This is a genomic window from Roseococcus sp. GW821-FHT12F05 (genome assembly GCF_058806835.1).
In genome coordinates this window covers 75,237-102,226 of sequence record NZ_JBXAQB010000010.1, presented here as the reverse complement: position 1 = coordinate 102,226, position 26,990 = coordinate 75,237, and the positions used below count along the sequence as shown (strand labels likewise).

Here is a 26,990-nt window from a genome sequence, read left to right as displayed (position 1 = left end):
GGGCGGGGAGGCCGCGGGCCTCCCTACTCCATCACGACGGCGTGGTCCTTGGGCGGTGGCGTGGAGGAGCGGCGCAGCAGCATCAGCATCGGCATCACGACGATGCACAGGATCATCAGCAGCTTGAAGTCGTCGATATAGGCGATGATGGTCGCCTGCTGCGTCACCATCCCGTCCAGCGTCGCGCGGCCGGCCAGGGTCGTGGGATCCAGCATCGCGCGCAGCACCGGGTTCTGCAGCACGCGGTTGAAGGGCGTGAGGTAGGTGCCGATCTCCTCGTGGTTCGCCTGGGTGTTGGACACCAGCAGCGCCGAGACGATCGAGATGCCCACCGCCGAGCCGATGTTGCGCGAGAGGTTGTAGAGGCCCGTCCCCTCGCCGCGCTGATGCGCCGGCAGGGTGGAGAAGGTCACCGTCGTCAGGGGCACGAAGAGGAAGCCGAGCCCGGCACCCTGGACGAAGCCCGTGACGATGATGGTCCATTGCGAGACGTCGGGCGTCCATCCCGTCATGTCGTACATGGCCCAGGCGGTGAGCAGCAGGCCGATGGCGAGCAGGATGCGGATGTCCACCTTCCCGATCAGCTTGCCGACGATGAACATGCACAGCATCGTGCCCATCCCGCGCGGCCCCATGACGATGCCCGCCGTCACCACCGGATAGCCCATCAGCGATTGAAGGTAGGGCGTCATCAGCGCCAGCGAGGCCAGATAGGTGATGCCCACCACGAAAATGAAGAGCATCCCCACGGAGAAGTTGCGGTCGAGGAAGAGCCGCGGGTTCACGAAGGAATTCTCCGCCGTGAAGGTGTGCACGAGGAAGATGTAGAAGGCCGAGGCGGCGATGGTCAGCTCGATGAGGATCTCGCCCGAGCCGAGCCAGTTCAGCTGCTCGCCGCGGTCCAGCGCCACCTGCAACGCGCCGATGGCGATGCTGAGCGAGCCGAAGCCCATCCAGTCCAGCCTGGTGGCCCGCGTGATCGGCGTCTCCCGCACGAAGGCGGTGATCCCCGCGAAGGCCAGCAGCCCCAGCGGCAGGTTGATGTAGAAGACCCAGCGCCAGGAGATGTTGTCGGTCAGCCAGCCGCCGATCACCGGGCCGAGCACCGGCCCCACCATGACGGAGACGCCGAACAGCGCCATGGCGGAGCCGCGCTCCTCCGGCGTGTAGATGTCCAGCAGGATGGCCTGGGAGAGCGGCACCAGTGCCGCGCCGAAGAAGCCCTGCAGCAGGCGGAAGCCCACGATCTGCGGCAGCGACTGCGCCAGGCCGCAGAGGATCGAGGCCACCACGAAGCCCGCCACCGAGACCAGCAGCACGCGCTTGCGCCCGAAGCGGCCGGAGAGCCAGCCCGAGGGCGGCGTCATGATCGCCGCCGCCACGATGTAGGAGGTGAGCACCCAGTTGATCTGGTCCGCGCTCGCCGAGACGGAGCCCTGGATATAGGGCAGCGCCACGTTGGCGATGGTGGTGTCCAGCGCCTGCATGATCACGGCCAGGATGACGCAGGCCGTGATGGCGCCCCGGTTCGGGACGCCGTGCCGGGAGAGCGGGCTAGCCATGGCCGCCTGACGATCCCCGACCGAACAGGCCCTGCAGGAAGAGCGGCAGGCCGCGCGGATGGCCGGTGTCGACCGAGATGACCACGCTCATGCCGGCGCGCAGCTGCGGCAGGTCCGCGGGCGTCTCGATCCGCACGCGCATGGGGATGCGCTGCACCACCTTCACCCAGTTGCCGCTCGTGTTCTGCGCGGGCAGGAGCGAGAAGCTGCCGGAGGAGGCCGGGCTCACGCTATCCACCACGCCGTGCCAATCCACGCCGGGATAGGTGTCCACCGTGAGGGTGACGGGCTGCCCGGGCAGGACGTGCGTCAGCTCCGTCTCCTTGGGATTCGCGTCCACCCAGAGATGGTCGGTCGCGACGACGGCGAAGGCCGGCGTGGCCGCGGCGAGGTACTGGCCGGGCTGCAGCGAGGGCACGTTGGTCACCACGCCCGGCTTGGGCGCGCGCACCACGGTATGGGCGAGCTGCCGCGCCGCCTCGTCGCGCTGCGCGACGGCGTCCCGGTAACGCGGGTGCTGCTCGACCGCGATGTCAGGATCGCCGGCGAGGTTGGCGACGATGCCCTCCAGCTGCTGCGTCAGCGACGCCACCTTCTGCTGCGAGGATTGGAGGTTGCGCTGCGCCTGCTCGTAGGTGACCTCCGAGGCCGCCTGGCGGAGCGCCAGCTGCCGCTGCCGCTCCTGGTCGCGCGTGTAGTAGGCGACGTCGACCTGCGCCTGGCGGATCTGTGCCTGCATGTCGCGGTAGCTCGCCTTCAGCGCGTTGATGTCATTCGTAACAATTCCGATCTGCGCTTCGGCGCGCGCCAGGGCGAGGCGGAAGGGTTCGTCGTCCAGCCGGAACAGCACGTCGCCCAGCGCCACGGTCTGGTTCTCGTGGACGGCAATCTCCTTCACGATGCCGGAGACGTCGGTCGAGACGCCGACCATGTCGGCGCGCACATAGGCGTTCTCGGTGGACATGATCCGCCCGCCCTCGACGTAGAGGTAGGCGCCGGCGATCAGGGCCAGCGGCAGCAGCAGGAACAGCAATCCACGCACCAGCCGGCGGCGGTCGAAGCGCGGCCGCACGACGGGGGAGCTCAGGGCCGGGGCCGCATCGTCCTGCGTCCGGGGCTTCATCACGGTCATCTCAGGCGTCCTCGTCTCAAGCCTCGACCGGGCTCGTCTCTTCCTCGATGGGCCTGTCGCAGGCCTCGAGCAGGTTCTGCTTCATGGTGGTCAGCATGCGCAGGAGCTGGGCGCGCTCCTCGTCCGACAGCCCGTCCAGCGCATCCTGCCGCGTCGCGTCGCCGATCACGCGCATGCGGGCGAGCATGGGATGCGCCTTGGGCATGAGGTGGAGCAGCCAGATCCGCCGGTCGGTCGGGTGCCGGCGCCGCTCGACGAAGCCGTTGGCCTCCAGCTTGTCGAGGATGCGGACGAGCGTGATGGGCTCGATGTCGAGCAGGTCGGCCAGCCCGCCCTGATGAATCCCCTCGTTGGTGGAGAGGTAGGCCAGCACCTGCCACTGCGCGCGCGTCAGGTTGAGCCCGCGGGCCCGCTGCTCGAAGCGCTTCCGCAGGAGGCGGGCCACGTCGTTGAGGACGAAGCCGAGGGTGGGCTGGGCGTTGGGCATGGGTCGGTTCATGAATTCTGTGTAAGCTTGTTATAAGTAAGCTTATGATTTGGGAGATAGGCTTTTCCCGCGGCCCGGACAAGATGCCGGGCCAGGCTTTCCGCATGGGACTGCGCTCAGTGGATGGTGTAGCCGCCGTCCACCACGAGGTCGTGGCCGTGGATGAAGCCGCCCTCGGCCGTGGCCAGGAAGGCGATGGCCTCGGCGATGTCGCCGGGCTGGCCCATGCGCCCGGCCGGGATGCGCGAGACCATGGTCTCCATCCGGCCGGGGACGCGGCCGTAGCTCTCGATGTTGTACTGGGTGGCGATGGGGCCCGGGCTCACGGAATTCACCTGAATGCCCTCCTTCGCCAGCTCGAAGGCCATGTTGCGCGTGAGGTGGATCAGCGCCGCCTTGAGGCTGCCGTAGAGCGCGTTGTTCTCCCCGGCGACACGTCCCATCTGGCTCGCGACCTGGATGATGCGGCCGCCGCCCTGCGCCCGCATGGCCGGCAGCACGGCCTGGCTGGCGAAGAAGGCGGTGGCGAAGTTCACCTCCAGCAGGGTCGAGAAATCCTCGCGCGTGAAGGTGCCGAAGGGCTTCCGGCAGCGAATGCCGGCATTGTTCACGAGCACGTCGACGCGGCCGAAGCGCTCCAGCGCCGCATCGACCATCCGCTCGGCATTGCCGGCGACGGCGAGGTCGAAGATTCCGTGCGCCGCGTCCGGCGCGCCCTTCGCGCGGCACTCGGCCGCGACGGCGGCGAGCTCCTCCGCCGTGCCCTCGGCGACGAGAAAGACGGAAAAGCGGCGCGCCGCGAGCGCGGCGGCCGTGGCCGCGCCGATGCCGCGCGAGGCTCCGGTGACCAGCGCGACCCGGCCCGCGGTCATGGCAGCGGCATCGTCGAGCGGAGCGGCCGGCCCGCGAAGAAGGCGTCGAGATTGTCGATCACCACCTTCTGCTGGGCATATTGCGCGCTGCGCGAGAGCGCGGCCATGTGGGGCGTCAGCACGGCATTCTCCAGCTTCCGCAGCCGTTCGGACACGTGCGGCTCGTTCTCGTAGACGTCGAGCCCGGCGCCCTGGATGCGGTTCTGCTCCAGAGCCTCGCACAGCGCCGTCTCGTCCACCACCACGCCGCGCGAGATGTTGACCAGCACGCCCTGCGGCCCGAGCGCATCGAGGATCTCCGCGTTGATGGCGTGATAATTCTCCGCATTGGCGCGCACGCCGACGACCAGCACGTCGCACCATTCGGCCAGCGCCTTCAGGCTGCCGAAATGGGCGTAGTCCACGTCGGGGCGGCGGTTCCGGTTGTGGTAGCCGACCTCCATTTCGAAGGCAGCGGCGCGCTGGGCGATCTTCATCCCGATCGAGCCCAGCCCCCAGATGCCGAGCTTCTGGCCCGCCAGGCCCGGCGTCAGCGGCACGCGCTCGATGGAGAGGCTGGCCCATTGCCCCGCGCGCACGACGCGGTCGCCGCGCACCAGGTTCCGGCCGGCGGCGATGACGAGGCCCATCGCGAATTCCGCCACCGCCGTGGCGTTGGAATCCCCCGCATGGGTCATCTGGATGCCGCGCCGCGCCGCCTCCGCGCGGTCCACGCCCTCGAAGCCCGTGCCGTAGCAGGAGATGAGGCCTAGATCGGGCAGGGCGTCCATCATGGCGATGTCCGTCTTCAGCCCGCCGAGCGTGACCAGCGCGCGGGCCTTCTCCGCGCCGGCGGGGAGGGGGAGGAGCTTGGCCCGGTCGAGCGGGCCCAGGAGCTCGTAGCGGTCGGCCAGACGGTCGCGCAGCCGGGGCGAGATCGGCATGGCGAAGAGGATGGGCGGCTTCATCGGAACCTCGGCAATGCGTTTTTGCAGTGCAGCATGCACAAGGCGAATCTTCAACCGGCCGCCGTCTGTCGCGCCGCCCGAAGCGGTGCCAGACTTCGCCGCATGCATGACGACCTGATCCGCCTGACCGCCACCGAGGCCGTGGCCCGCCTCCAGCGCGGAGACATCTCGCCGCTGGAGCTCGTCGACGCCGCCGCGGCGCGCATCGCCGCCGTCGAGCCCGAGGTGAACGCGCTGCCCACCCTCTGCCTCGACCGCGCGCGCGATCATGCGAAGCGGCTGATGGCCGGGCAGGGCAGGGAGCTGGAGGGTCAGGCCGGCTGGCTCGGCGGCCTGCCGGTCTCCATCAAGGACCTGACCGACGTGGCCGGCGTCCGCACCACCTACGGCTCGCCGATTTTCCGGGACCACGTCCCGGCCGACTCCCACCCCGTCGTGAAGCGCATCGAGGCGCATGGCGGCATCGTCATCGGCAAGTCCAACACGCCGGAATTCGGCGCCGGCGGCTCCACCTTCAACGAGGTTTTCGGCCGCACGCGCAACCCCTGGAACACCTCGCTCACCTGCGGCGGCAGCACGGGCGGCGGCGCCGTCTCGCTGGCGACGGGCGAGGCGTGGCTGGCCCAGGGCACCGATCATGGCGGCAGCCTGCGGCGTCCCGGCACCTATTGCAGCGTGGTCGGGCTGCGGCCCTCGCCGGGGCGGGTGACGCGCGGCACCGTGAACAACCTCTTCTCCACGCTCTCCGTCCAGGGGCCGATGGCGCGGAACGTCCCCGACCTCGCGCTGTTCCTCGACAGCATGGCCGGCTGGTGCCCGCTCGACCCGCTGACCTACGACGCGCCGTCCCGCTCCTATGCCGATGCGGTCGCCGCTGCCGGGGCCGAGCGCCCGAAGCGCATCGCCTTCACCGCCGATTTCAACGGTCAGCTCCCCATCGACCGCGAGACGCGCGAGATCTGCACCCAGGCCGTCCGCGCCTTCGAGGCCGCAGGCTGCATCGTCGAGGAATTTTCCCCCGACCTCGCCCAGCTCGGCGAGGCCTTCCTCATCCTGCGCAGCCAGGCCTTCGTGGTGGATCGCGAGGCGCAGCTCCTGACCCATCGCGACCTGATCAAGCCCGACATCATCTGGAACACCGAGCGCGGCCTGAAGGCGACGCCGAGCCAGCTCGCCTGGGCCGACCGCGAGCGCGCCGCCTTCTACCGCCGCATGGCCGCGCTGTTCTCGAAATACGACGTCTTCGTCACGCCCGGCGCCGCCACGCCCGCCTTCGACGTGATGCTGCGCAACCCCGACACCATCGCCGGCGTGAAGCTCGAGAACTACATGGCGGGATCGATGATCAACGCCGCCATCACCCTGGCCGGCTGTCCGGCCGTGGCCGTGCCCTGCGGCTTCGACCAGTACGGGCGGCCGGTGGGGCTCCAGGTGGTCGCGCCGCCGCGCCGCGACGAGATCGCGCTCCAGGCGGCGGCGCTGTTCGAGCAAGCCAGCGGGCTGGCGAAGATGGTGCCGATCGACCCGCGCCCCGGCACCGTGCCGCCGCCGGAAAAAGCCTAGCTCCGCAACGCCGTCAGATAGGCGATCCCGAGCAGCCGGTCGTAATGGTCGATCGTCAGCCCCAGGGCGACGAGGACCAGCACGCCCACCGCCAGCCCATGCGCCAGGCCGCCGGCGGTGAGCGCCATCAGCACCAGCGCCGCCGCGGCCAGTGCGAAGAAGAAGAGGCGGATCCGCCGGTAGTTCGCCACCACGCGCGTCATCCGCGCCTCCTCCTGGGCGATCGCTTCCGGGCCGCCCTGCGCGAGTCGTTCCACGCGCGGCGCGTCGCGCAGGACCATGCCGATCCCGGTGCCGCCGAAGACGATGCCGATGAAGGCCAGCGCGACGGCCAGGCCGCGCCCGAAGCCGTCGCCGCGCCAGATCAGCCAGCCCGCGGCGACGATCATCGCCGCCGCCACCGCGCCGCCGATCGTCGCGGCCATGCGCTGCGTGCCGAAATAGGCACGGATGGCCTGTTCGAGCTCCATCTCAGGCGGCCAGCCGAAAAGGCTCGGCGGACACGCGGGTCAACTGCTCCGACACCTCCCAGAGTCGCGCCGCGACGTCGCGGTCGAGCGCGTGCTCCAGGATGCGCGCGCGGTGCGGCGGGCCCTTCATCTCGTAGAAGCCGTCGGGCCCGTACATCATGCCGCCCTCCGCCTCGGGCGAGGTGGCCGCAAACAGCGTCGGCAGCGCGCCGGCCGCGGCCGAATGGGAGAGGAAGGGCTGCAGCATGCGGGCGGCGCGTTGCAGCGGGCTGGGTCCGCTGCGGCCCATCTGCGGGCCGGTGCTCTGCAGGCCCGTCCGGGCAAAGCCGGGATGAGCTGCGGTGCTCACCAGCTCCCAGCCCGCGGCACGGGCGCGGCGCTCGAGCTCCAGCGAGAACATCAGCGTCGCCAGCTTGGACTGGCCGTAGGCGGTCCAGGGTCGGTAGCTGCGCTCCAGCTGCAGATCGTCGAAATGGATGCGGCCGGAGCGGTGGGCGAGGCTGCTCACCGTCACCACCCGCGGCGCCGGCGCGGCCAGGAGGCGCGGCAGCAGCCGCAGGGTGAGCGCGAAATGCCCGAGATAGTTGGCGCCGAGCTGCATCTCGAAGCCGTCTTCCGTCACCCTCCGGTCCGGGATGGCCATGACGCCGGCATTGTTCACCAGCAGGTCGATGCGCGAATGCTCCCAGGCCATGCGCTCGCAGAAATCCTGGACGGAGGCGAGGCTGGCGAGGTCCAGGATCTCGAAATCGACCAGCGCGAGCGGATGGACGGCGCGGATATGCTCCAGAACCTCCGCGCCCTTCGCCGCGTTGCGCGAGGCGAGGATCACCCGCGCCCCGGCGCCGGCCAGGGCCAGCGCGGTTTCCGCGCCGATGCCGCTGGTCGCCCCGGTGACGATGGCCAGCTTCCGCCTTTGCGACGGGATCCGTTCGACGTTCCAGGCAGCCATGGCCTCGATCTCCGATTGACTTCACGTGGTGGCGCCGCCTTGCTGGCGGCCAGCCGGAGCCTTGTGGACCCAGCGCGACGGCATATATCTGCACCAAATGCAAACTTGCAATGAGTAAAATTATGTCTGACTTGAAATCATCCGGCGCGCAGGAGGGCCTGCGATCGCGCAAGCGCCGCGAGACGCGCCAGCGCATCTCCTCCTCCGCCCTCGCGCTTTTCCTGGAGAAGGGCTTCGAGGCCACGACGGTCGACGAGATCGCCGCCGCGGCCGACGTCTCCAAGCGCAGCTTCTTCGACTACTTCCCGAGCAAGGAGGAGGTGATCGCCGCCTGGCAGGACGAGTTCGGCCAGGCCCTGGCCGATGCCGTGGCCGCGCGCCCCGCCGGCGAGCCCATGACGCGCACGGTGGAGGAGGCGCTGATCGCCACCATCATCGCGCATATCACGCCACGCTCCATGGCCATCGCGCAGCTCATCCGCGGGACGCCGGCGCTGCGCGCGCGCGAGCAGGTGAAGTATGTGCGGCTGGAGCAGCGCCTGTGCGAGGCGCTGGCGGCGCGCTGCCGCGAGGAGGATCGGCTGAAGGCCCGACTGCTGGCCATGACGGCGATCGGCGGCATGCGCGTGGCTGGCGAGGTCTGGCAGGAATCGGGCAGGGCGGCGGCCCTCGAGGACTTCGCCCGCCAGGTCTTCGGCCTGATCTGGTCCCAGCTCGCGGAGCTGGGACGTGAAGCGGGACGCTAGCCTACGCGGCGCTGGAAATCGCCGAAGGTGAGAGACCGGTCATCCGTGAATCGGCATCTCCGCGGCCTCATTCTTACCAACCCGACATGAGCTGTCGGGGTGCTCCTGCCTTGCATTGACCCGTTGATTTTCCAGACATAGCCTGCGCGCCAGGGAAGATACGGCATCACGGCCAAGGCGGGTTGCCGTCGGGAGTCGATGACGTGAAGAACATGCTGGCCGGTCTGTTTTTTCTCTGCGCCTTCGTGGCGTCCGTGCAGACCCATGCGCAGGAATATCCCACGCGCCCCATCCGCTTCCTGGTGCCCTGGGCGGCCGGCGGGATCACCGACACCATCTCACGTCTTTATAATGAGCGCGTCGCGGCCATCCTGGGTCAGCCGATCGTGCACGAGTACCGTCCCGGCGCCGCAGGACGCATCGGCATGGGCGAGCTCGGCCGCGCGACGCCGGACGGCTACACGATCGGCATGGCCAATGCCGGCCAGCTCACCATCCATCCGAACCTCTACGCCCGGCTGCCCTACGATCCCGACAAGAGCTTCGTGATCCTGGGCATGATGGGCATGTCGCCCATGGCGCTGGCGGTGCCGGTGAACTCGCCCGTGCGATCCGTCGAGGACCTGCGGGCCCTGTCGCAGCGCCGCTCGCTGAACTTCGCCACCGCTGGTATCGCGGGGCCGCATCACCTCGCGGTCGAGCTGCTGCGCAAGACGGGCGTGACCGGCGTGCCCGTGCACTACCGCGGCGGCGGCGGCGAGATCATGGCGGCGATGCTGAATGGCGCCATCGACGCCAATTTCGACACCGTCTACCAGCAGAACATCTACGAGACGGATGGACGCTACCGCATCCTCGCCGTGACCTCGCGCGAGCGCATGCCGCAGATCCCGAACGTGCCGACCTTCGCCGAGATCGGCCACCCCGAGATCAACCTGGAGACCTTCTACGCCGCGGCAGCCCCTTCGGCCGTGCCGGCGCCGATCCTCGCGAAGCTGGTCGCCGCCTATGCCCAGGCCGCCCAGGCCCCCGAGGTCGTGACCTGGCTGCGCGAGATGGCGCTGACCAACGTGCACCTCTCGCCGCCGGAACTGCTGCAATACATCCAGCAATGGCGCGAGCGCTGGCGCGTGGTGATCGAGGAACAGAACATCCGCGTCCAATGAGCGGTGGACCTTGCGCCCGGCGCAACCTCCGCGACCAGATCGCGGGGGTGCTCTTCATCGCGGTGGGCGCCGCGATCTCCTACAAGGCGCAGTCCTACACGGTGGGCGTGCCCTCCAATTCGGGGCCGGGCTTCTTCCCGTTCTATCTGGGCCTCCTCCTCGCCGGGCTGGGCGTGGCGATCACGGCCGTCGCGAGCTTCACCCATGATCCGGAGGCGGAGCGCTTCCGGTTCAACGCGCGCACCTTCTTCGGCGTGCTGCTGCCGGTCGTCGTCTTCGGCGCGATGCTGGTCCCGCTCGGCCTTGTGGCCGCCTCCTTCGTGGCCGTGCTGCTCTCCAGCTTCGCCAGCCGCGAGGTCACCTGGCGCGGTGCGCTGCTCAACTCGGTGACGCTCGCTGTCATCGTGCTGCTGGGCTTCGCGGTCATCCTGAAGATCCAGATCCCGGTCTGGCCGCAATTCCTGGTTCCGCGCTGATCGCATGGATCTGCTGAGCAACCTGTCGCTGGGCTTCTCCACGGCCCTGTCGCTGCAGAACCTGATGTATGCCTTCACGGGCTGCCTGCTGGGGACGTTGATCGGCGTGCTGCCCGGCCTCGGCCCGGTGGCGACGATGTCGATGCTGCTGCCGGCGACCTTCGCGCTGCCGCCGACCTCGGCGCTCATCATGCTCGCCGGCATCTACTACGGCGCGCAGTATGGCGGCTCGACCACCGCGATCCTGGTGAAGCTGCCGGGCGAATCCTCCTCGGTCGTAACGGTGCTGGACGGGCACGAGATGGCGCGGCGCGGGCGCGCGGGCATCGCGCTGACCACGGCGGCCGTGGGCTCCTTCTTCGCGGGCACGGTGGGGACGCTGGTGATCGCGGCCTTCGCGGTGCCGCTCTCCTCCGTCGCGCTGAAGTTCGGGCCACCAGAGTATTTTTCCCTCATGGTGGTGGGGCTGATCGGCTCGGTCGTGCTCGCCTCCGGCTCCGTGCTGAAGGCCATCGCCATGGTGGTGCTGGGCCTCGCCCTCGGCCTCGTCGGGACCGACACGCAGAGCGGCGTGGAGCGCTTCACCTTTGAATCCGACGAGCTGGTGGACGGGCTGAACTTCGTCGCCATCACCATGGGCGTCTTCGGCCTCGCCGAGATCATCGCGAACCTGGAGAAGCAGGGCCCGGCAGCGAGCGAGGTCACGCGCGTCTCCACCCTCTTCCCGACGCGCGAGGACTGGCGGCGCATGTGGCCCGCGATCCTGCGCGGGACGGGCATCGGCAGCTCGCTCGGCATCTTCCCGGGCGGCGGTCCCGTGATCTCCTCGCTGACCTCCTACCTGGTGGAACGGCGCGTCTCCAAGCATCCGGAAGAATTCGGCAAGGGCGCCATCGAGGGCGTGGCCGGCCCGGAATCCGCCAACAACGCTGCGGCGCAGATCAGCTTCATCCCCATGCTGACCCTCGGCATCCCCTCCAACATCGTCATGGCGATGATGGCGGGCGCGATGATGATGCACAGCATCCAGCCCGGCCCGCAGGTGATGACGCGCAATCCCGATCTCTTCTGGGGGCTCATCGCCTCCATGTGGATCGGCAACGTCATGCTGCTGGTGCTGAACCTGCCGCTGGTCGGCATCTGGGTGAAGTTCCTGACGATCCCGTACCGTTTCCTCTACCCGGCGATCATCGTCTTCTGCTGCGTCGGCGTCTTCTCCGTGAACAACATGGTCTTCGACATCTACCAGGCGGCCTTCTGGGGGGTGGTGGGCTACGTCTTCCTCAAGCTGAAGCTGGAGCCCGCGCCGATGCTGCTCGGCCTCATCCTCGGCCCCATGATGGAGGAGAATTTTCGGCGCGCGCTCGTCCTCTCGCGCGGCGACTTTCACATCTTCATCTCGACGCCGCTGGCCTGCATCTTTCTCGGCCTCGCGGTGCTGCTGCTGATCGTCCTGGCCTCGCCCGCGCTGCGGAAGAAGCGCGAGAAGGCCTTCCACGAGGAGGACTGATCGTGGGAATTTCGTTCCGCCGGCCATACAAGCTTCTTCCCGAAGCCGTCCGCCTGCGGCAGACTGTCGCGATGTCGTCATGCCGGTCCCAGGGGCCGCGGAGCGCTGATCCATGACCGTCCCGGACCGCCAGATCCATCTCTCCTTTTCGGTCCACCTCGCCGGGTCGCATCCGGCGGGCTGGCTGCATCCGAGCACCGAGGACGGCTCGGAGGTGAACATCCGCTCCTATCGCCGGCTGGCGAAGCTGGCCGAGCACGGGCTCTTCGACCTCTTCTTCATCGCCGACACGCCGGCGCTGCGCATCGACAGCCTGGACGTCTGGTCGCGCTACCCGCTCTTCACCAATGTCCTGGAGCCGCTGACCTGCCTGGCCGCGCTGGCGGGCTCTACGGAGTTCATCGGCCTCGGCGGCACGGCCACGACCAGCTTCAACGAGCCCTACAATGTCGCCCGGCAATTCGCCTCGCTCGACCATATCAGCGACGGGCGCGCGGCCTGGAACGTGGTGACATCGGCAAACAACTATGCCGCGCGCAACTTCGGCCATGCCGCGCTGCCGCCGCATGCCGAGCGCTATGCGCGGGCGCAGGAGTTCGTGCAGCTCGTCCTCAAGCTCTGGGACACCTGGGAGGACGACGCCTTCGTCTATGACCGCAAGGAGGTGCGCTTCTACGACCCGGCGAAGCTCCACCCCATCCACCACGAGGGCAAGCACTTCAAGCTGGACGGCGGGCTGAACATCGAGCGCACGCCGCAGGGGCGGCCGGTGATCATCCAGGCCGGCGCCTCCGATGCCGGCAAGGAGCTGGCGGCGGAGACGGCGGACCTCGTCTTCGGCTCCGGCACCAACCTGGAGAAGGCGCGGGCCTATTACGGCGACCTCAAATCGCGCATGGCGAGATACGGCCGCTCGACGGACGAGCTGAAGGTCCTGGCCGGCGTCTCCGTGACCGTGGGCGAGAGCGAGCAGGAGGCGGTCGACAAGGTCGAGACGCTGAAGGCCCTGCTGCACCCCGCTGTCGCCACGCAGCGGCTGGGCATGGACCTGGAGGCGGACCTCTCGGACCTGCCCTATGACGAGCCCATCCCCGAGGACCGCATCCCCAGATCGGCCAATCTGCACACGGCCTATTTCGCCGAGATCGTCCGCATGATCCGCGAGGAGAAGCTGACGCTGCGCCAGATCGCGCAGCGCTACTCGCGCGGCTCGGCGGGGGTGGTCGGCACGCCGAAGCAGGTCTGCGACCAGCTCGAGGAGTGGTTCCACGGCGGTGCGGCGGACGGATTCATGTTCACCCTGAAGGTGCAGCCCGAGGGGCTGGAGGACGTGGTGCGCCTCATCGTACCCGAGCTGCAGCGCCGCGGACTCTTCCGGAAAGAGTATAAGGGCAGGACGCTGCGCGATCATCTCGGCCTGGCGCGTCCGCCGGGACCGGGCCGCCGCGCGCTGGCCGCCGAATAGGAGAGTTGTGATGGTCGACCGCAAAAAGATGCTGCTGGCGGTGATGGCGAGCGGGGCGGGCTCGCACATCGCGGCCTGGCGCCATCCCGAGACCGATGCCGGCGCCGCCGTCAGCATCGCGGCGCACACCGAGATGGCGCAGCTCGCCGAGCGCGGGCTGTTCCACATGTATTTCGTGGCCGACACGCCGGCGGCCCGCACCAGCAAGCTCGACATGTACAGCCGCATGCCGATGTTCATGAATCAGCTGGAGCCGCTGACACTGCTCTCGGCCCTGGCCGTGACGACGCAGCATATCGGTCTCGGCGGCACGGTGAGCGCCAGCTTCTACGAGCCCTACAACCTCGCCCGGCAATTCGCCTCGCTGGACCAGATCAGCGGCGGGCGTTCGGCCTGGAACATCGTCACTTCTGCCAACGACTTCGCCGCCCAGAATTTCGGGCTCGACAAGCTGCCGCCGCATGGCGACCGCTACAAGCGCGCGCAGGAATTCACTGACATCGTGCTCAAGCTCTGGGACAGCTGGGAGGACGACGCCTTCATCCGCGACAAGGAATCCGGCTTCTCCTTCGACGTGACGAAGCAGCATGCCGTCCATCACGAGGGGCCCTATTTCAAGATCCATGGCGCGCTGAACGTCCAGCGCTCGCCGCAGGGTCGGCCCGTGATCATCCAGGCCGGCGCCTCCGATGCCGGGATGGATTTCGCGGCCCGGGTCGCCGAGCTGATCTTCGGGGCGAACGAGACGCCGGCCGAGTCGAAAGCCTTCTACGACCAGCTCAAGGCGCGCGTGGGGAAATTCGGCCGCTCCACCGAAGATCTGCGGCTGCTGGCCGGCATGCCCACGATCCTGGGCGAGAGCGAGCAGGAGGCGGAGGACAAGTACCAGACGCTCCAGGCCCTCATCCATCCCGATGTCGGCCGCGCGCGGCTGGGCATGGACCTGGAGGCCGACCTCTCCGGCCTGCCGCTGGACGAGCCCGTGCCGGAGGAGCTGATCCCGCCCACCGCGAACTTCCACAAGAAGTTCTACGACAACATCGTCAACATGATCCGCGTCGAGAAGCTGACCTTGCGGCAGATGTACCTGCGCTACGAGCGCGGCCGCCGCACGCTGCGAGGCTCGCCCGTGCAGATCGCCGATGCGCTGGAGGAGTGGCATTCCGCCGGCGCCTGCGACGGCTTCATGATGATGTTTCCCATGCTCAAGGACGGGCTCGGCATCTTCGTGGACAAGGTGGTGCCGGAGCTCCAGCGCCGCGGCCTGCTGCGCACCGAGCAGGATGGCGTGACGCTGCGCGACAATCTCGGCTTCCCGCGCCCGCCGCACCCCGCGACTCTGGAGGCCGCCCATAGGGCACCGGAGCAGGCCGCCGAATAGCCTTCAACAGGGACAGGAGGAGTGTGACGATGACCGAACGCCTTCCGCTGACCGGACGATCCGTGTGGTCCGGTGCCGAGCTGCTTGCCGAGAGCGACTGGATCTACCGGCTGGAGCACCTGCATCTCGCAGAGCTCGATCAGGCCATCGCCGCCAACCGGGACAAGAAGCCCGAGGCGATCACGCGGAAGGATTTTTCGCTCCCGCTGCTGGCGCCCGTGCTGGCCGACATCAACGAGGAGCTGGAGACCGGCCGCGGCATCGCACGGCTGCGCGGCCTGCCGGTGGATCGCTATGAATCCGAGGACATCCAGCGGATGTACTGGGGCATCGCGCAGCATCTCGGCACGCCGCTCTACCAGAACACGCGGGGCGAGCTGCTCAGCGTCATCCAGGACCGCACGGCGGATCCCACCCGGCACTTCAAGGACGAGACGGGCCAGAAATCCGCGACGGCCAAGGCGCTCTCGCAGGATTCCCTGAACTTCCACACCGACACCTCCGACGTGATCGGCCTGCTCTGCGTGCGCAACGCGGCCTCCGGCGGCCTGACCAAGGTCGCCAGCACGGCCAAGGCCTACAACGTCATGCTGGAGCAGCGCCCGGACCTGCTGGAGGTGCTCTTCCAGGACTGGTGGCACTACCGCCCCGAGCAGTCGGAGAAGACCTTCGCGCTTCCGCTCTTCGGCATGGTGGACGGCAAGCTGACCAGCACCTTCTCGCCGGCGAATCTGCGCAAGGCGGGGGAGTTCCCCGGCACGCCACCCATGACGGAGCTCCAGAAGGAGGCGCTGGACATGCTGCTGCGCGTGAAGGAGGCGAACAGCATCGTCTCGCCCTTCGAGCCGGGCGACGCGCAATACCTCAACAACCACGTCGTCAGCCACGGCCGCACGGCCTTCAACAACGATGCCACGACGGGCCAGAGCCGCTTCATGATGCGCGTCTGGCTGGCCACGCCGGACAGCCGGCCGATGCCGCCGCAGTTCAGCGTGCTCTGGGGCGATACGGCGCCGGGGTCGGTGCGGGGCGGGTCGCCGCAGCCGGGCGACGGGCGGCGCGTCGCCTACGCCTGATCGGCGGCGACGAGGTAGCGGCTGGGCGGCGCGCCCAGCAGCCGCGCGAACATGCTGGAGAAGGCGCCGGGGCTCTCGTAGCCGAGATCGAGCGCCACAAGCGTCACCGCCTCGCCCGCGGCCAGTCGCGGCAGCGCGGCGAGGATGCGCAGCTGCTGGCGCCAGCGCGTGAAGGGGATGCCGTACTCGGCCTGCACCAGCCGGGCGAGCGTCCGCGTGGAGGCGCCGACACGCTTGCCCCATTCTTCCAGCGTCGCGGGATCGGCGGGATTCTCGACCAGCGCGCGATGCAGCCGCAGCAATCGCGTGTCCTTCGGCTCCTGTAGCAGGATGGGCGCCTCGGCCGACCATTCGATCGCCTGCAGCAGCAGCCGCACCACCAGCCCGTCGCGCCCCGCCTCGTCGTAGTCGAGCGGCATGGCGATGGCCGAGAGGATCAGCTCGCGCAGCAGCGGCGTCACCCGCACCAGGCTGGGCCCGGTCGGGAAGCTCTCCGGGCAGGCGTCGGGCCGGACATAGAAGGTCCGCACCGAGGCGCCGCCGCGCGTCCGCATCGAATGCAGCGTGCCCGCCGGCAGCCAGACGCCGCGCTGCGGCGAGGCCACCCAGACGCCGCGCGTGGTCGTGATCTCCATCACCCCGGCGACCGCGTAGAGCAGCTGCGCGCGGACATGGCTGTGCGGCTCCACGCGATGGCCAGGAGGAAAATCCTTGGCCATGGCGCCGAGCGGACGTGCGATCTCCTGGTAGTCCTCGCGGTTGTCGCTCTTGCGGTGCATCTGTCCGGTTCGCCGAAGTTCCTGGCTGACCGTGCGAAGCGCGCTCCCTGTCCGCGAGCCTAGCCTTCCGTCGTCACTCATGTCGATGCGTGCGAAGGAGCGGGTCATGGCCGAAACGATGGACCGGGAGGCGCTGCGGGGCCTCTATGGCCATGCCAACGAGCGGGCGGCGGCGAAGCAGCTTGCCCATCTGGACGGGCATTGCCGGCACTTCATCGGCCTCTCGCCGCTGGTGATCGTGGCCTCGGCCGACGCGGAAGGACGATGCGACGCCTCGCCGCGCGGCGACGGGCCCGGCTTCGTCTCCGTGCTCGACGACCACCACCTGCTGCTGCCCGACCGCCGCGGCAACAACCGCATCGACACGCTGATGAACGTCGCGGAGAATCCCCGCCTCGGCCTGCTCTTCCTGGTCCCGGGGGTGAACGAGACGCTGCGCGTAAATGGCAGGGTGCGCGTGGTGGCGGAGGCGGGCGCGCTCGAGCCGCACAGCGTGCAGGGCCAGGTGCCGAAGAGCGGGCTGCTGATGGAGGTGGAGGAGGTCTTCTTCCACTGCGCCAAGGCGTTCATCCGCTCCGACTTCTGGAATCCGGCGAAGCATGCGCCGAAGGGCGCGGTGCCCAGCCTCGGCCGCATCCTGGCCGACCAGATCGGCGGCGGCCGCACCGCCGAGACCGAGGACCAGGCCATCCAGCACGCCTATCGGACGGCGCTCTACTGATGGCCCCGCCCGTGGTGCCAGCGCCCGAGGCCGAGCTGATGATCTGGACCGACGTGGATCCGGCCCAGGAGGCCGATTTCAACGCCTGGTACGACCGCGAGCACATGCAGGAACGGCTGGCCCTCCCGGGATTTCGGTCCGGCCAGCGGTGGCGCGCTGACGGAGAGGCACGGCGCTACCTGGCGCTCTACCGCACGCAGGGCCTCGCCGTCTTCGACAGTCCCGTCTACCGCGCGGCGCTGGCGAGCCAGACCGAATGGTCGCGCGCCTGCTTCCGCCGCATGCGTCGTCCGCTGCGGCTGGTCGGCGAAGTCACGACTGCCGGCGCCGGGCGCGGCGGCTTCGCGGCCATGGCGGCCGGGCGGGGCATCGGGCCGCAGGTCCTGGCCTCGGCGCTGGCAGCCGCCGCGAGGGCGCCCGGCGTGGTGGCGGCGCATGTCCTGACGGCGGATGCGGCGCGCTCCGCGCCGGTCGAGGGCGGTGCAGTGACCCCCGGGGATCCCGATGCGGTGCTCTTCGTCGAGGGCGTCGCGGCCGCCGAGGTCCTGGCTGCGGCGACCGAGGCCGCCGGGATGGCCGGGCTCGCCGCGCCCGCCGCCTTCACCCTGATCTGGGAGCTGCGCGCAGACGATCTCGCCCAGGCCGCCGCATGAACGACATGGCCGAGGGCGCGAACCGCCCGCCCGTCGCCGTGCTCGGCCTCGGCCGCATGGGCACCTCGGTCGCCGAGCGGCTGCTGCGCAGCGGCTTCCCGGTCGCGGTCTGGAACCGCTCGGACCGGGCCGCGCCGGAGGGCGCCCGCCGCGCCACGACACCCGCCGAGGCCGTGACCCCCGGCGGCATCGCCCTCAGCCTGCTGGCCGATGACGCGGCCGTGGAGACGGTGATGCTCGGTGGCGGGGTGGCCGAGCGGCTGGGTGCGGGTGGCCTTCACCTGTCCATGAGCACCCTGGCGCCTGCCACCTCCGAGCGGCTGGCGGCAGCTTCGGCGGGCTTCGGCGGCCATCTCGTCGCCGCGCCGGTCTTCGGCCGGCCGGGCAAGGCGCTGGAGGGCCAGCTCTTCATCGCCGCCTCCGGCCCGGCGGAGGGCATGGCGCGGGCGGAGGAGATCTTCTCAGCCCTCGCCCGCGGCGTCGCCCGCTTCGGCGAATCCCCCGCCGCCGCGCCGGTCGCGAAGCTCGCCATGAACTTCATGGGTGCCGCCGCCATCGAGGCGATCGGCGAGGCCTGCGCGCTGGTCGGCCGCCACGGCGTGGACCGCTCCGATTTCCTGCAGCTGGTCACCGGCTCGGTCTTCGACAGCTACAACTACCGCCTCTACAGCGGTCTCATCGACGAGGGGCGCTACGAGCCCGCCGGCTTCAGCCTGGAGCTCGGCTGGAAGGACCTGCGCCTGGCGCTGGACGCCGCCGGTGCCGCCCATGTGCCCATGCCCTTCGGCAGCGTGCTGCGCGACCGGCTGCTGGCCGGCCTCGCCGCCGGGCGCGGCGGGCTGGACTGGACCGCGATGGCCCTCGGCGCGCTCGAGGCCGCGGGCTCGCCTGACGCTCACCCCGGGAAAGGATCGAAGGATGGCTGATCTCTCGCGTCGCGCCCTGATGACGGGCGCGATCCTCGCCGCGCCGGCCCTGGCGCGGGCCGACAGCAAGCCGATGCGCGTCATCGTGCCCTTCGGCGCCGGCGGTTCCACCGACGCGGTGGCGCGCCTCGTGATGGTCCGGGTCGCCGAAAAGCTCGGACAGACGCTGGTGGTGGAGAACCGTTCCGGCGGCAGCGGCACCGTGGCCGCCGCCGCCGCCGCGCTTGCCCCGCCCGACGGCAGCGCGCTGCTGCTCGACGGCTTCCATCACGTGGTGAACCCGGCGGTGATGCGGAGCCTCGCCTTCGACTACACGGCCTTCGTGCCCATCTCGCTGCTCACCGTCTTTCCCATGGCGCTGACGGTGCGCCAGAACTTCCCTGCGCAGGATCTCGCCGGCTTCGTCGATCTGGCGCGGCGCGAGCCGGGGCGGATCAGCATCGCCAATACGGGCACGGCGACGGCGGGCCATCTCATCGCCGTGCAGCTCGCCCGCTCGACCGGGATCCAGCCGCTGCTGGTGCCCTATCGCGGCGGCGCGGATGCCATCCGCGACGTCGCGGCCGGGGTGGTGGATGCCGCGGTGACCACCATCCCCTCCATCTCGTCCGTGGTGGAGAGCGGGCGCGGGCGCTCGCTGGCCCTGGCCGCGAGCCACCGGGCCGAGGCGCGGCCGCAGCTGCCCAGCTTCGTGGAGCTCGGCGTCGCCGATCCGGGCGTCGCCGAATGGGCGCCGCTCCTGGCGCCGCCCGGAACGCCGGCGAGCGTGACCGGCCCGATCTACGCCGCCCTGGCCGAGGCCCTCGCCGATCCCGCCATCAAAGCGCGGCTGGTCGGCCTCGGCGGCGAGGTGGTCGGCAATGATCCCGCTGCCTTCCGCGCGCAGCTTGCCGCCAAGCGCGCCGAGATGGCGGCGCTCGTGCGGGAGGCGAACATCACCGTCAACTCGTGAGGGCTACCGCGCCAGATGCGTGCCCGACAGCACCGACCAGGTGTCGCGCCGCGCGTCGTGCACGATGCCGCGGCGCGAGGCCCAGATGTTGTTGAGCATGAAGAGCGGGATCATCGCGACGTCGTCCGTCGCCACCTTCACCGCCTCCTGCATCAGCGCGACGCGCGCGGGCTCGTCCATGGTGGTGAGCGCCCGGCGGGTCAGCTCGTCGAAGGCCGGATTGGAGTAGCGGCCGTGGTTGAAGGCGCCCATACCGGTCGCGCGATCGTAGGTCGCGACGAGGTTCACCATCGGCGATGAGGGCTCGCCGCTGGAGGCGCCCCAGCCGAGCAGCCGGATGGCGAAGTCCTGGCGCGAGGTGCGCGGGGTGTAGACGGTGAAGGGCACCGCATCCACCTGCGTCTGCACGCCCACGCGGGCCCACATCTGCGCGATCGCCTGCGCCACGCGCGCGTCGTTGGGATAGCGGTCGTTCGGCGTGGTGAGCGCGATCCGGAAGCCCTGGGGATAGCCGGCCTCGGCGAGGAGGCGGCGCGCCGTCTCCGGCTCGAAGGGCGGCACGGGAATGTCCGGATTGTAGCCGATGCCGCCGGGCGGCATCCATTGGCCACTGGCGCTGGCCGTGCCGTCCATCACGCGCTCGACGAGCGTGTCGCGGCTGACGGCAAGCGAGAGCGCGCGCCGCACGCGGACATCCGTCAGCGGATTGCGCGCCAGCGGGCGGCCGGCATGGTCCGTCGCATAGGGCAGGGCATCCGGATTGGACAGGTTGAAGGTGAGGTGGATGAGCTGCGATCCCGCGATCTCGTGCACGGCGACGCGCGGGTCGCTCCGCAGCCGCGGCAGGTCGTTGGAGGGCACCTGGTCGATGAGGTCCACATCGCCGGACAGGAGCGCGGCGGTGCGCGCGCCGTCATTGGAGATGAAGCGGTAGCGGATCGTCTCCCAGTCCTGGCGCGGGCCCCACCACGCGGGATTGCGCGCGAATTCCAGCCGCTCGTTGGCCCGGAAGGCGACGAGGCGATAGGGGCCGGTGCCGATGGCGGCGCGGCCGTTGTTGAAGTCCTCCGTCGTCCGCCCTTCCACGGCGTGGCGCGCGACGATGGAGAACATCGCGACGTCGTGCTGGAGGAGCGGCGCGGGTCCCGCGGTGTGGAAGCGCAGCGTCAGCGGGTCCACGATCTCGATGCGCTGGATGGCGCGCACGAAGCCTGCGAAGCCCCCGGGGCTGTTGGGCACGTTCGGCACGCGGGCGATGCTGAAGGCGACATCCTCGGCGGTGAAGGGCCGGCCGTCATGCCAGGCGATGCCGGGGCGCAGCCGGAACTCCCAGACCGTGTCGGACACGGCATGCCAGCTCACCGCGAGACCGGGCTCCAGCTGCAGGGTCGGGCTGCGCATCACCAGCCGGTCGAAGATGTTCATCGTCGCGGCGTTGTTGGCCGAGGCGTTGTAGAAATGCGGGTCCATCGAGGTGACGGGGATGCCCGTGCCGAAGGTCAGGTCGTGTGCCCGCGCCGCGGTGGCGGCAAGGCAGAGCGCAGCGAGCGCCAGGCGGAGTCCCAGAACGACCTGTCCCATCAGCCATCCCCCTTCGCAACTGCGAAAGGCTAGGGCCACTTTGTCCGGCTGAACAGTCAAAATCGACTCGTGACATACCACAAAATCATCCTGTAGCCTTCAGGCGAAGGATGCCGAAAGCGAGGAACCGATGAGCGCCGTGCTCGATGATGCCGTGACCGCGACGCCGGATTTCGTCGGCAGCGCCCGGCGCCTGCGGAAGGCCTTCGCCGCCACCGGTGCCGAGGTAGATGCGGGCGGCTCGCTGCAGCCCAATCTCGACCTGATCGCCGGGGCAGGCATGCACGCCTTGCGCGTGCCGAGGCGCTGGGGCGGCCTCGGCACGGACGATCCCTATACGGACCTGGAGATGCTGGTGGAGATCCAGACGGAGATCGCGGCCGGCGAGAGCTCCACCGCCCATGTCTGGCAGCAGAACGTCCTGGCCCGGAACCTCTTCTACGCCGACCACGTGCCCGAGGAGACCAAGCGCATGCTGGCGCGCGAGATCCTCGAGGAGGGCGCGCGCAGCTGCAACCCGACGGCCGAGGCCGGCTCGCATCGCTATGTCATGAACACGCGATGCCGCCCGGCGCCCGGCGGCGTGATCCTCAACGGCGAGAAGAAATACGGCACGGGCAGCACGGGCGCCCGCTACGCGCTGGCCACCGCGCTGTGGGACCAGAGCAGCAGCTTCGTCGAGGAGGGCGTGCATTTCTGCTTCCCGCGGCTCGACGCGCCGGGCGTCACCATCCACGACGACTGGGACCACATGGGTCAGCGCGGCACGGGCAGCAACAGCATCACCTACACGGACGTCTTCGTGTCCGACGGCTGGCACTGGCACAGCCCGCGCAAGCACGGCGCGACCGACATCGCCGTCAGCACTGTCTCCGGCCTCGTCGCGCAGATGTTCTTCATCACGGCGATCCTGGGCTGCGGCCTGGGCGCGCTGGACGAGCTGACGAACGCGCTGCGCACCCGCACGCGGCCGGTGGACGTGAACTGGCAGAGCGCCGTCGAAGATCCCGGCATCCAGCACGCGGTCGGCCAATACGCCGCGCAGCTCGCCGCCGCGCGGGCGCTGGTGCGGCAGGCGGCGCGCGAGATCGTGCGCTTCGCGAAGGAGGGCGGTGATCGCGGACCGGCCTCGGTGATGATGATGCAGGCGAAGATCGCCTCCAGCGACGCCGCGCTCCACGTCGCCAGCGACATGTTCCGCCATTGCGGCGGCCGCTCCGCCTCCAGCGCCTATCGCATGGACCGGTTCTGGCGCAACGCGCGCACGCTCACCTTGCACGACCCGATCGACGTGAAGTACCGGCATATCGGCCGATGGGTGCTGGAGGGCGTCGAGCCGCCGGTCAGCTCCATCAGCTAGAGCATGATCGCCGCAGGTGGCATCACCGGAGGCGTGAATCATGCTCATGACAATGCTAGAACGAGAAGACGAGGAAAGCCCGTGTCCACGCATCTCGCCGAGCCGCCCGCGCGGCTGAGCGACCGCGCCTATGACGAGCTGCGGCGCATGATCATCGAGCTGGAGCTCGCGCCCGGCTCCTCGGTGAGCGAGCCCGACCTCTCGGCGCGGCTCAGCCATTCCAAGGGCAGCCTGCGCGCAGCGCTGCTGCGGCTGGCGCAGGAGGGGCTCGTCCACCCGATCCCGCGGCAGGGCTACCGGATCAGCCCGCTCACCATCAAGGACGCGCGGGACATCTTCGAGCTGCGCATGATGCTGGAGCCGCCGGCCGCGGCCCTGGCCGCGGGGCGCGTCGATCCCGAGGAGATGCGCGGCATCGAGCGGCGGCTGCTGCGCTTCTGCAAGGGGACCGGCGCGGCCTCCTTCGCGGGCTTCCTGCGCGCCAGCCGCGATTTCCGGCTGTCCCTGCCGCGCGCCTCGGGCAATGCGCGGCTGCTCGACGTCCTGTCGAACCTTCTGGACGCGCTGGAGCGCTACACCCGCCTCAACTTCCGCAACCACGAGCGGCTGGAGGAGGCCACGGAGAAGTACCGCGCGCTCATGACGCTGCTGCTGGACGGCGACGGGAAGCGCGCCGAGGCGCTGATGCGCGCCCATCTGGAGCAGGCGCGCGACAACGTCCTGCAGGCGCTGCTGTCGCGCCCCGAGGTCATCGGCGGGCCGCTGCGCGCGAGATAGCGCTCAGTGCAGCATCGCCCCCACCGGCCGCTGCATCGCCGCGACCGGCATCGCCTGCGGCGGCAGGCGGTGGCCGGCGGCCGACATCATCGCCGCGAAGCGCTGCGCACCCCGCAGCGCCGGCGCGACCGAGCCGGGCGGCACCCAGTCCGAGATGACGTCGAGCGCGGAGAGCGTGTCCGCATTCTGCATCGCGTTCACCAGCCGCAGCATCAGCACCTCGTCGGCGCCGAGCGAGGGGCAGCGGCAGCAGCGCACCTCGATGATCCGCTGCGCCGCGCTGCCCACCACCGACATCAGCAGGTCGAAGCCCACCGCGCCGGCCGAGGCCACGCCGGCCAGGCGGAACATCTCGCGCCAGTCCGGATGCGGCGTCCCCGGGCGCATGATCGGGGCGACCCAGGCGCGCAGGGCCGCCACGACGAAAAGCTCCTCCGGCCCGAGGTCGAGGATCGCGCGCTCGCCGGGAGCGGGACGATGATCGGGGTTGCAAGGCTCCATCAGGGACACGACCTCAGTTCTGGTTGGCAGGCTCGGCCGGGGCCGGCTGCTGCGGGGCCGGAGGCAGGGGCTTTTCCACGGGCGGCTGCACCACCACCGCGCCTGGCGCGGCGAGCAGGAAGGGCGAAAGGGGGGCAGAGCGCATCGTCATGTCTCCTGACTGGCCTGCGAAATATATTGCGATTGAGAGTTATTCGCAATTAGATTCTGCCGCAACGGATGAGGCGGCTCTTTCGCCCCGTCCTCCCATGTCGGAAGCTGCATCCATGCCGGACAACATCTCCCCCCTTCCTCCCGCGCTCGGCGGCCTCCTCGCCCGGACCTCGGTGCCGGCGCGGCTGCTGCGCGCCCCCGCGCCCGACCGCCCCGTGCTGGACCTGGCCGTCTCGGCGGCCCTCTGCGCGCCGGACCATGGCGGGCTGCGGCCCTGGCGCTTCGTCTTCATCGAGGGCGAGGCGCGCCTGGCGCTGGGCGACCTGCTCGTCGCCTCCATGCTGGCCCGCGCGCCCGACACGCCGGCCGAGCGCCTCGAGATCGAGCGCGCCAAGCCGCTGCGCGCGCCGCTGGTCGTGGCGGCCGGCGCCGCCATCAACCACGAGCGCCCCGGTGTGCCGCCCTGGGAGCAGGAGGCCTCGGCCGCCGCGGGCATCATGAACTTCCTGAACGCGCTCGACGCGCAGGGCTTCGGCGCCTGCTGGCTCTCCTCTCCGGCGCTGAAGGATCCGGCCGTGAAGACGGCGCTCGGCTTCGCGGAGGGGGATTCGCTGCTCGGCTGGGTCTACGTGGGCACGCCCGATGCCGACCGCCCGCGGCCCCTCCGCCCGGCGCCGGAGGGGTTCCGGTGGGACTGGGCGCCGGTGCGGTAAGCCCCGCGGCGCGGCCTTCGTCCCCGGCGTCGCGTCTGTCGCGCGTGCCCCCTTCAATCCCGCGGAAGTCCTTGCTCCGGCGCGGGACCGCTGCGCAGTATCGCGCCGCGCCGCATGACGGCGCGGGGGACAATCCGGGGGGAGACCGCGAATGGACATCGTGTCGCGCGCCAAGGGGCTGCTGACTCAGCCGCAGGTCGAATGGAACGCCGTGGCCGCGGAACCGGCCGATGTGGGAGGCCTCTTCACCAGCTATGTGGTGCCGCTATCGGCGATCCCGGCGATCGCCGGCTTCATCGGCGCCTATCTGATCATCGGCGGCGCGGTGGGCCTGGTGCCGCTGCTGATCGGCGCGATCACCAGCTACATCCTCGGGCTGGTCGGCATCTTCGTGCTCGGCAAGATCATCGAATTCCTGAGCCCGAAATTCGGCGGCCCGGAGGACGGCATCGCCGCGATGAAGCTGGCGGCCTTCGCCCCCACGGCCTCCTGGGTCGCGGGCATCTTCCTCCTGCTGCCGGTGATCGGCGCACTGCTGGCGCTGATCGGCGCGCTCTACAGCATCTACCTCTTCTACCTGGGCGCCCCGATCGTCGCGCGGGTGCCCAAGGAGCGGGTCATCCCCTTCACCGTCGCGGTCTTCGTGGTGGCCCTGCTGGTCAACCTCGTGATCGGCGCCGTCGTGTCAATGCTGCACTAGGCATGATCGCTGCAGGCGGAATCCTGCGGACGAAGAAGCCCCTGGCGCGTGAGGAGCTGAGGCCGGATCGGCCGAAGGTCCGGATCACGCGCCGAGACGGCCGCGTCAGCGCGCCAGGCTGAAGCCGAAGCGCTGCCAGACCGGCACCGCCTCGGGGCCGGTCAGGAGGGCGAGCATCGCGCGGGCCTGGGCATTGCCCTCGGCGCGGCGCGTCAGCGCGAAGGGATAGGTGACGGGCGTGTGGCTCTCGGCCGGGAAGGTGCCGACCACGCGCACGCCCTGGCTGATCGCCGCGTCCGTCGCATAGACGATGCCGTAGGGCGCCTCGCCGCGCTCCACCAGCAGCAGGGCGGAGCGGACGCTGTCGGCGCGGGCGAGGCGCGGGGAGATCGCGTCCCACTGGCCCATCCAGGTCAGCGCGGCCTGGGCGTAGCGGCCCACAGGCACATGCGCGGGATCGCCCGTCGCGAGGCGGCCGTTGGGGCCGAGCAGCGCGACCAGGTTCGTGTCGCGCGCCAGCGTCAGGGGTTGCGCGGCATTGGCCGGCGCCACCAGCACCAGCGCATTGCCGATCGGGCTCACGCGGGTCGCGTTCACGATGAGGTTCCGTTCCTGGAGGTAGTCCATCCAGGGCTCGTCCGCGCTCATGAAGAGATCGGCCGGCGCGCCCTGCTCGATCTGCCGGGCGAGCGCGGAGGAGGCGGCGAAGGACATGCGCGGGGCGGGATGGCCGCGGTTCTGCCACTCCTGCGCGACGGCGCGCATGGCGTCCGTCAGGCTGGCGGCCGCGAAGATGGTGAGCGGCGCCTCCTGCGCACGGGGGACGGCGGGCGCGGCGAGCAGGCCGAGGAGTGCGAGGGCGGCGAGAAAGCGGCGTTGCATGCGGAGTCCTCCGATGGCGTGACGTCCGCTTCGTTATAGTTGCTTGGCAATAGCGAGCAAATGGTCGCCAGGCTGGGGGGCGGCCCCGCCTCGCGCTGCGCCGCCGCCTCGACCTCCCGGTAGCGCGCGATCAGGGCCCGCCCCGTGGCGGTGAGCGCGGCCCCGCCGCCCTTCTGCCCGCCGGGCGCCCGGCTCACCACCGACGCGCCGATGGCCGCATCCAGTGCCGACACCAGCCCCCAGGCCCGCGGATAAGACATGCCGAGCGCCCGCGACGCGGCGGCGATGGAGCCGGTCTCGGCGATGGCTTCCAGCAGCGCGATCTTCCCAGGACCGATCTTGCCGCCGGAGGCAAGGTCGAGACGGATGCTTACGCGCACGGGCAGGGCAGAGGGATCGGACACGAAAGCATTGAAGCCCAGCTGAGCGCCGCTGTCAGCCTCGCCGTGGATGGACGGACCGGGCCTGCTGCGCTATAAACAGGAAA

At 70.0% G+C, this 26,990-nt stretch carries 29 protein-coding genes; 16 read left to right on the top strand and 13 right to left on the bottom strand.

Annotated features, from left to right (window positions below; all coding sequences use genetic code 11):
• Window positions 1–23: 23 nt before the first annotated feature.
• The 5 genes from AC1ROY_RS22225 to AC1ROY_RS22205 all read right to left on the bottom strand — a co-directional run bounded on the left by AC1ROY_RS22225 (window position 24) and on the right by AC1ROY_RS22205 (window position 5,000).
• Entirely contained in the window at window positions 24–1,562 is a 1,539-nt protein-coding gene (locus AC1ROY_RS22225; protein ID WP_493151077.1) for a DHA2 family efflux MFS transporter permease subunit, read from the bottom strand.
• A complete protein-coding gene (locus AC1ROY_RS22220) occupies window positions 1,555–2,694 on the bottom strand; it encodes an HlyD family secretion protein (protein WP_493151076.1) in 1,140 nt (379 codons plus the stop codon). The genes AC1ROY_RS22225 and AC1ROY_RS22220 overlap by 8 nt, the downstream gene beginning before the upstream one ends.
• Before the next feature lie 16 nt (window positions 2,695–2,710).
• Window positions 2,711–3,181 carry a MarR family winged helix-turn-helix transcriptional regulator gene (locus AC1ROY_RS22215; protein WP_493151075.1) on the bottom strand — a complete coding sequence of 157 codons (471 nt, stop codon included), beginning with the start codon at window positions 3,179–3,181 and terminating at the stop codon, window positions 2,711–2,713.
• A 116-nt stretch (window positions 3,182–3,297) separates the two neighbouring features.
• The gene (locus tag AC1ROY_RS22210) at window positions 3,298–4,053 is read right to left on the bottom strand and encodes an SDR family NAD(P)-dependent oxidoreductase (protein WP_493151074.1); all 756 of its coding nucleotides are present in this window, start codon (window positions 4,051–4,053) and stop codon (window positions 3,298–3,300) included.
• Entirely contained in the window at window positions 4,050–5,000 is a 951-nt protein-coding gene (locus AC1ROY_RS22205; protein WP_493151073.1) for a 2-hydroxyacid dehydrogenase, read from the bottom strand. The genes AC1ROY_RS22210 and AC1ROY_RS22205 overlap by 4 nt, the downstream gene beginning before the upstream one ends.
• Window positions 5,001–5,102: 102 nt before the next feature.
• On the opposite strand from AC1ROY_RS22205, the gene AC1ROY_RS22200 reads away from it, so the two are divergent.
• Window positions 5,103–6,563, top strand: coding sequence for an amidase (locus tag AC1ROY_RS22200; RefSeq protein WP_493151072.1), 1,461 nt, complete (start codon window positions 5,103–5,105; stop codon window positions 6,561–6,563).
• On the opposite strand, the gene AC1ROY_RS22195 is transcribed toward AC1ROY_RS22200, so the two are convergent.
• Together AC1ROY_RS22195 and AC1ROY_RS22190 are read right to left on the bottom strand one after the other, a co-directional pair.
• On the bottom strand, window positions 6,560–7,033 hold the full coding sequence (locus AC1ROY_RS22195; RefSeq protein WP_493151071.1) for a hypothetical protein: 474 nt from the start codon (window positions 7,031–7,033) through the stop codon (window positions 6,560–6,562). The two genes, AC1ROY_RS22200 and AC1ROY_RS22195, sit on opposite strands and share 4 nt — an antisense overlap.
• A 1-nt stretch (window position 7,034) precedes the next feature.
• A complete protein-coding gene (locus AC1ROY_RS22190) occupies window positions 7,035–7,985 on the bottom strand; it encodes an SDR family oxidoreductase (RefSeq protein ID WP_493151070.1) in 951 nt (316 codons plus the stop codon).
• A 122-nt stretch (window positions 7,986–8,107) separates the two neighbouring features.
• Here AC1ROY_RS22190 and AC1ROY_RS22185 point away from each other — a divergent pair, with 122 nt between their 5' ends.
• The 7 genes from AC1ROY_RS22185 to AC1ROY_RS22155 all read left to right on the top strand — a co-directional run bounded on the left by AC1ROY_RS22185 (window position 8,108) and on the right by AC1ROY_RS22155 (window position 15,805).
• Window positions 8,108–8,731, top strand: coding sequence for a TetR/AcrR family transcriptional regulator (locus AC1ROY_RS22185; RefSeq protein ID WP_493151069.1), 624 nt, complete (start codon window positions 8,108–8,110; stop codon window positions 8,729–8,731).
• 212 nt (window positions 8,732–8,943) lie between these two features.
• Window positions 8,944–9,897: a Bug family tripartite tricarboxylate transporter substrate binding protein gene (locus AC1ROY_RS22180; protein ID WP_493151193.1), complete on the top strand. Its 954-nt coding sequence runs from the start codon at window positions 8,944–8,946 to the stop codon at window positions 9,895–9,897.
• Window positions 9,894–10,373: a tripartite tricarboxylate transporter TctB family protein gene (locus AC1ROY_RS22175; protein WP_493151068.1), complete on the top strand. Its 480-nt coding sequence runs from the start codon at window positions 9,894–9,896 to the stop codon at window positions 10,371–10,373. Before AC1ROY_RS22180 ends, AC1ROY_RS22175 begins: the two co-directional genes overlap by 4 nt.
• Window positions 10,374–10,377: 4 nt before the next feature.
• Window positions 10,378–11,883 (top strand): tripartite tricarboxylate transporter permease, encoded by a 1,506-nt coding sequence (locus AC1ROY_RS22170; protein ID WP_493151067.1) that lies wholly within the window; start codon window positions 10,378–10,380, stop codon window positions 11,881–11,883.
• Window positions 11,884–11,995: 112 nt separating this feature from the next.
• Window positions 11,996–13,348 (top strand): LLM class flavin-dependent oxidoreductase, encoded by a 1,353-nt coding sequence (locus tag AC1ROY_RS22165; RefSeq protein WP_493151066.1) that lies wholly within the window; start codon window positions 11,996–11,998, stop codon window positions 13,346–13,348.
• Between the two features lie 10 nt (window positions 13,349–13,358).
• Window positions 13,359–14,729: an LLM class flavin-dependent oxidoreductase gene (locus AC1ROY_RS22160; protein WP_493151065.1), complete on the top strand. Its 1,371-nt coding sequence runs from the start codon at window positions 13,359–13,361 to the stop codon at window positions 14,727–14,729.
• 29 nt (window positions 14,730–14,758) lie between these two features.
• Complete coding sequence (locus AC1ROY_RS22155) at window positions 14,759–15,805, top strand: TauD/TfdA family dioxygenase (RefSeq protein ID WP_493151064.1); 1,047 nt, start codon at window positions 14,759–14,761, stop codon at window positions 15,803–15,805.
• Here AC1ROY_RS22155 and AC1ROY_RS22150 read toward each other — a convergent pair.
• A complete protein-coding gene (locus tag AC1ROY_RS22150) occupies window positions 15,796–16,584 on the bottom strand; it encodes an AraC family transcriptional regulator (protein WP_493151063.1) in 789 nt (262 codons plus the stop codon). The two genes, AC1ROY_RS22155 and AC1ROY_RS22150, sit on opposite strands and share 10 nt — an antisense overlap.
• A 106-nt stretch (window positions 16,585–16,690) precedes the next feature.
• Between AC1ROY_RS22150 and AC1ROY_RS22145 the strand changes: the two genes are divergently transcribed.
• From AC1ROY_RS22145 to AC1ROY_RS22130, 4 genes are read left to right on the top strand one after another with little or no spacing between them, the layout of a single operon-like run.
• Window positions 16,691–17,305, top strand: coding sequence for a pyridoxamine 5'-phosphate oxidase family protein (locus AC1ROY_RS22145; protein WP_493151062.1), 615 nt, complete (start codon window positions 16,691–16,693; stop codon window positions 17,303–17,305).
• Entirely contained in the window at window positions 17,305–17,958 is a 654-nt protein-coding gene (locus AC1ROY_RS22140; RefSeq protein ID WP_493151061.1) for a hypothetical protein, read from the top strand. The genes AC1ROY_RS22145 and AC1ROY_RS22140 overlap by 1 nt, the downstream gene beginning before the upstream one ends.
• The gene (locus AC1ROY_RS22135; RefSeq protein WP_493151060.1) at window positions 17,955–18,884 is read left to right on the top strand and encodes an NAD(P)-dependent oxidoreductase; all 930 of its coding nucleotides are present in this window, start codon (window positions 17,955–17,957) and stop codon (window positions 18,882–18,884) included. Before AC1ROY_RS22140 ends, AC1ROY_RS22135 begins: the two co-directional genes overlap by 4 nt.
• Complete coding sequence (locus AC1ROY_RS22130) at window positions 18,877–19,836, top strand: Bug family tripartite tricarboxylate transporter substrate binding protein (RefSeq protein WP_493151059.1); 960 nt, start codon at window positions 18,877–18,879, stop codon at window positions 19,834–19,836. The genes AC1ROY_RS22135 and AC1ROY_RS22130 overlap by 8 nt, the downstream gene beginning before the upstream one ends.
• Before the next feature lie 3 nt (window positions 19,837–19,839).
• On the opposite strand, the gene AC1ROY_RS22125 is transcribed toward AC1ROY_RS22130, so the two are convergent.
• Window positions 19,840–21,417, bottom strand: coding sequence for an ABC transporter substrate-binding protein (locus AC1ROY_RS22125; RefSeq protein WP_493151058.1), 1,578 nt, complete (start codon window positions 21,415–21,417; stop codon window positions 19,840–19,842).
• A gap of 130 nt (window positions 21,418–21,547) precedes the next feature.
• On the opposite strand from AC1ROY_RS22125, the gene AC1ROY_RS22120 reads away from it, so the two are divergent.
• Both AC1ROY_RS22120 and AC1ROY_RS22115 read left to right on the top strand, forming a co-directional pair.
• Entirely contained in the window at window positions 21,548–22,777 is a 1,230-nt protein-coding gene (locus tag AC1ROY_RS22120; RefSeq protein ID WP_493151057.1) for an acyl-CoA dehydrogenase family protein, read from the top strand.
• Window positions 22,778–22,858: 81 nt separating this feature from the next.
• The gene (locus tag AC1ROY_RS22115; protein ID WP_493151056.1) at window positions 22,859–23,554 is read left to right on the top strand and encodes a GntR family transcriptional regulator; all 696 of its coding nucleotides are present in this window, start codon (window positions 22,859–22,861) and stop codon (window positions 23,552–23,554) included.
• Between the two features lie 3 nt (window positions 23,555–23,557).
• Here the strand turns inward: AC1ROY_RS22115 and AC1ROY_RS22110 are convergent, their stop codons facing one another.
• Window positions 23,558–24,055, bottom strand: coding sequence for a hypothetical protein (locus AC1ROY_RS22110; RefSeq protein WP_493151055.1), 498 nt, complete (start codon window positions 24,053–24,055; stop codon window positions 23,558–23,560).
• A 13-nt stretch (window positions 24,056–24,068) separates the two neighbouring features.
• Window positions 24,069–24,200: a hypothetical protein gene (locus tag AC1ROY_RS22105; RefSeq protein WP_493151054.1), complete on the bottom strand. Its 132-nt coding sequence runs from the start codon at window positions 24,198–24,200 to the stop codon at window positions 24,069–24,071.
• Between the two features lie 121 nt (window positions 24,201–24,321).
• On the opposite strand from AC1ROY_RS22105, the gene AC1ROY_RS22100 reads away from it, so the two are divergent.
• Together AC1ROY_RS22100 and AC1ROY_RS22095 are read left to right on the top strand one after the other, a co-directional pair.
• Window positions 24,322–24,921, top strand: a complete 600-nt coding sequence (locus tag AC1ROY_RS22100) for a nitroreductase family protein (protein ID WP_493151053.1) — start codon at window positions 24,322–24,324, stop codon at window positions 24,919–24,921.
• A gap of 151 nt (window positions 24,922–25,072) precedes the next feature.
• A complete protein-coding gene (locus AC1ROY_RS22095) occupies window positions 25,073–25,621 on the top strand; it encodes a Yip1 family protein (protein ID WP_493151052.1) in 549 nt (182 codons plus the stop codon).
• A 105-nt stretch (window positions 25,622–25,726) separates the two neighbouring features.
• Here AC1ROY_RS22095 and modA read toward each other — a convergent pair whose 3' ends face one another.
• Window positions 25,727–26,503: a molybdate ABC transporter substrate-binding protein gene (gene modA / locus AC1ROY_RS22090; RefSeq protein ID WP_493151051.1), complete on the bottom strand. Its 777-nt coding sequence runs from the start codon at window positions 26,501–26,503 to the stop codon at window positions 25,727–25,729.
• The gene (locus AC1ROY_RS22085; RefSeq protein ID WP_493151050.1) at window positions 26,395–26,907 is read right to left on the bottom strand and encodes a winged helix-turn-helix domain-containing protein; all 513 of its coding nucleotides are present in this window, start codon (window positions 26,905–26,907) and stop codon (window positions 26,395–26,397) included. The genes modA and AC1ROY_RS22085 overlap by 109 nt, the downstream gene beginning before the upstream one ends.
• Window positions 26,908–26,990: the final 83 nt, after the last annotated feature.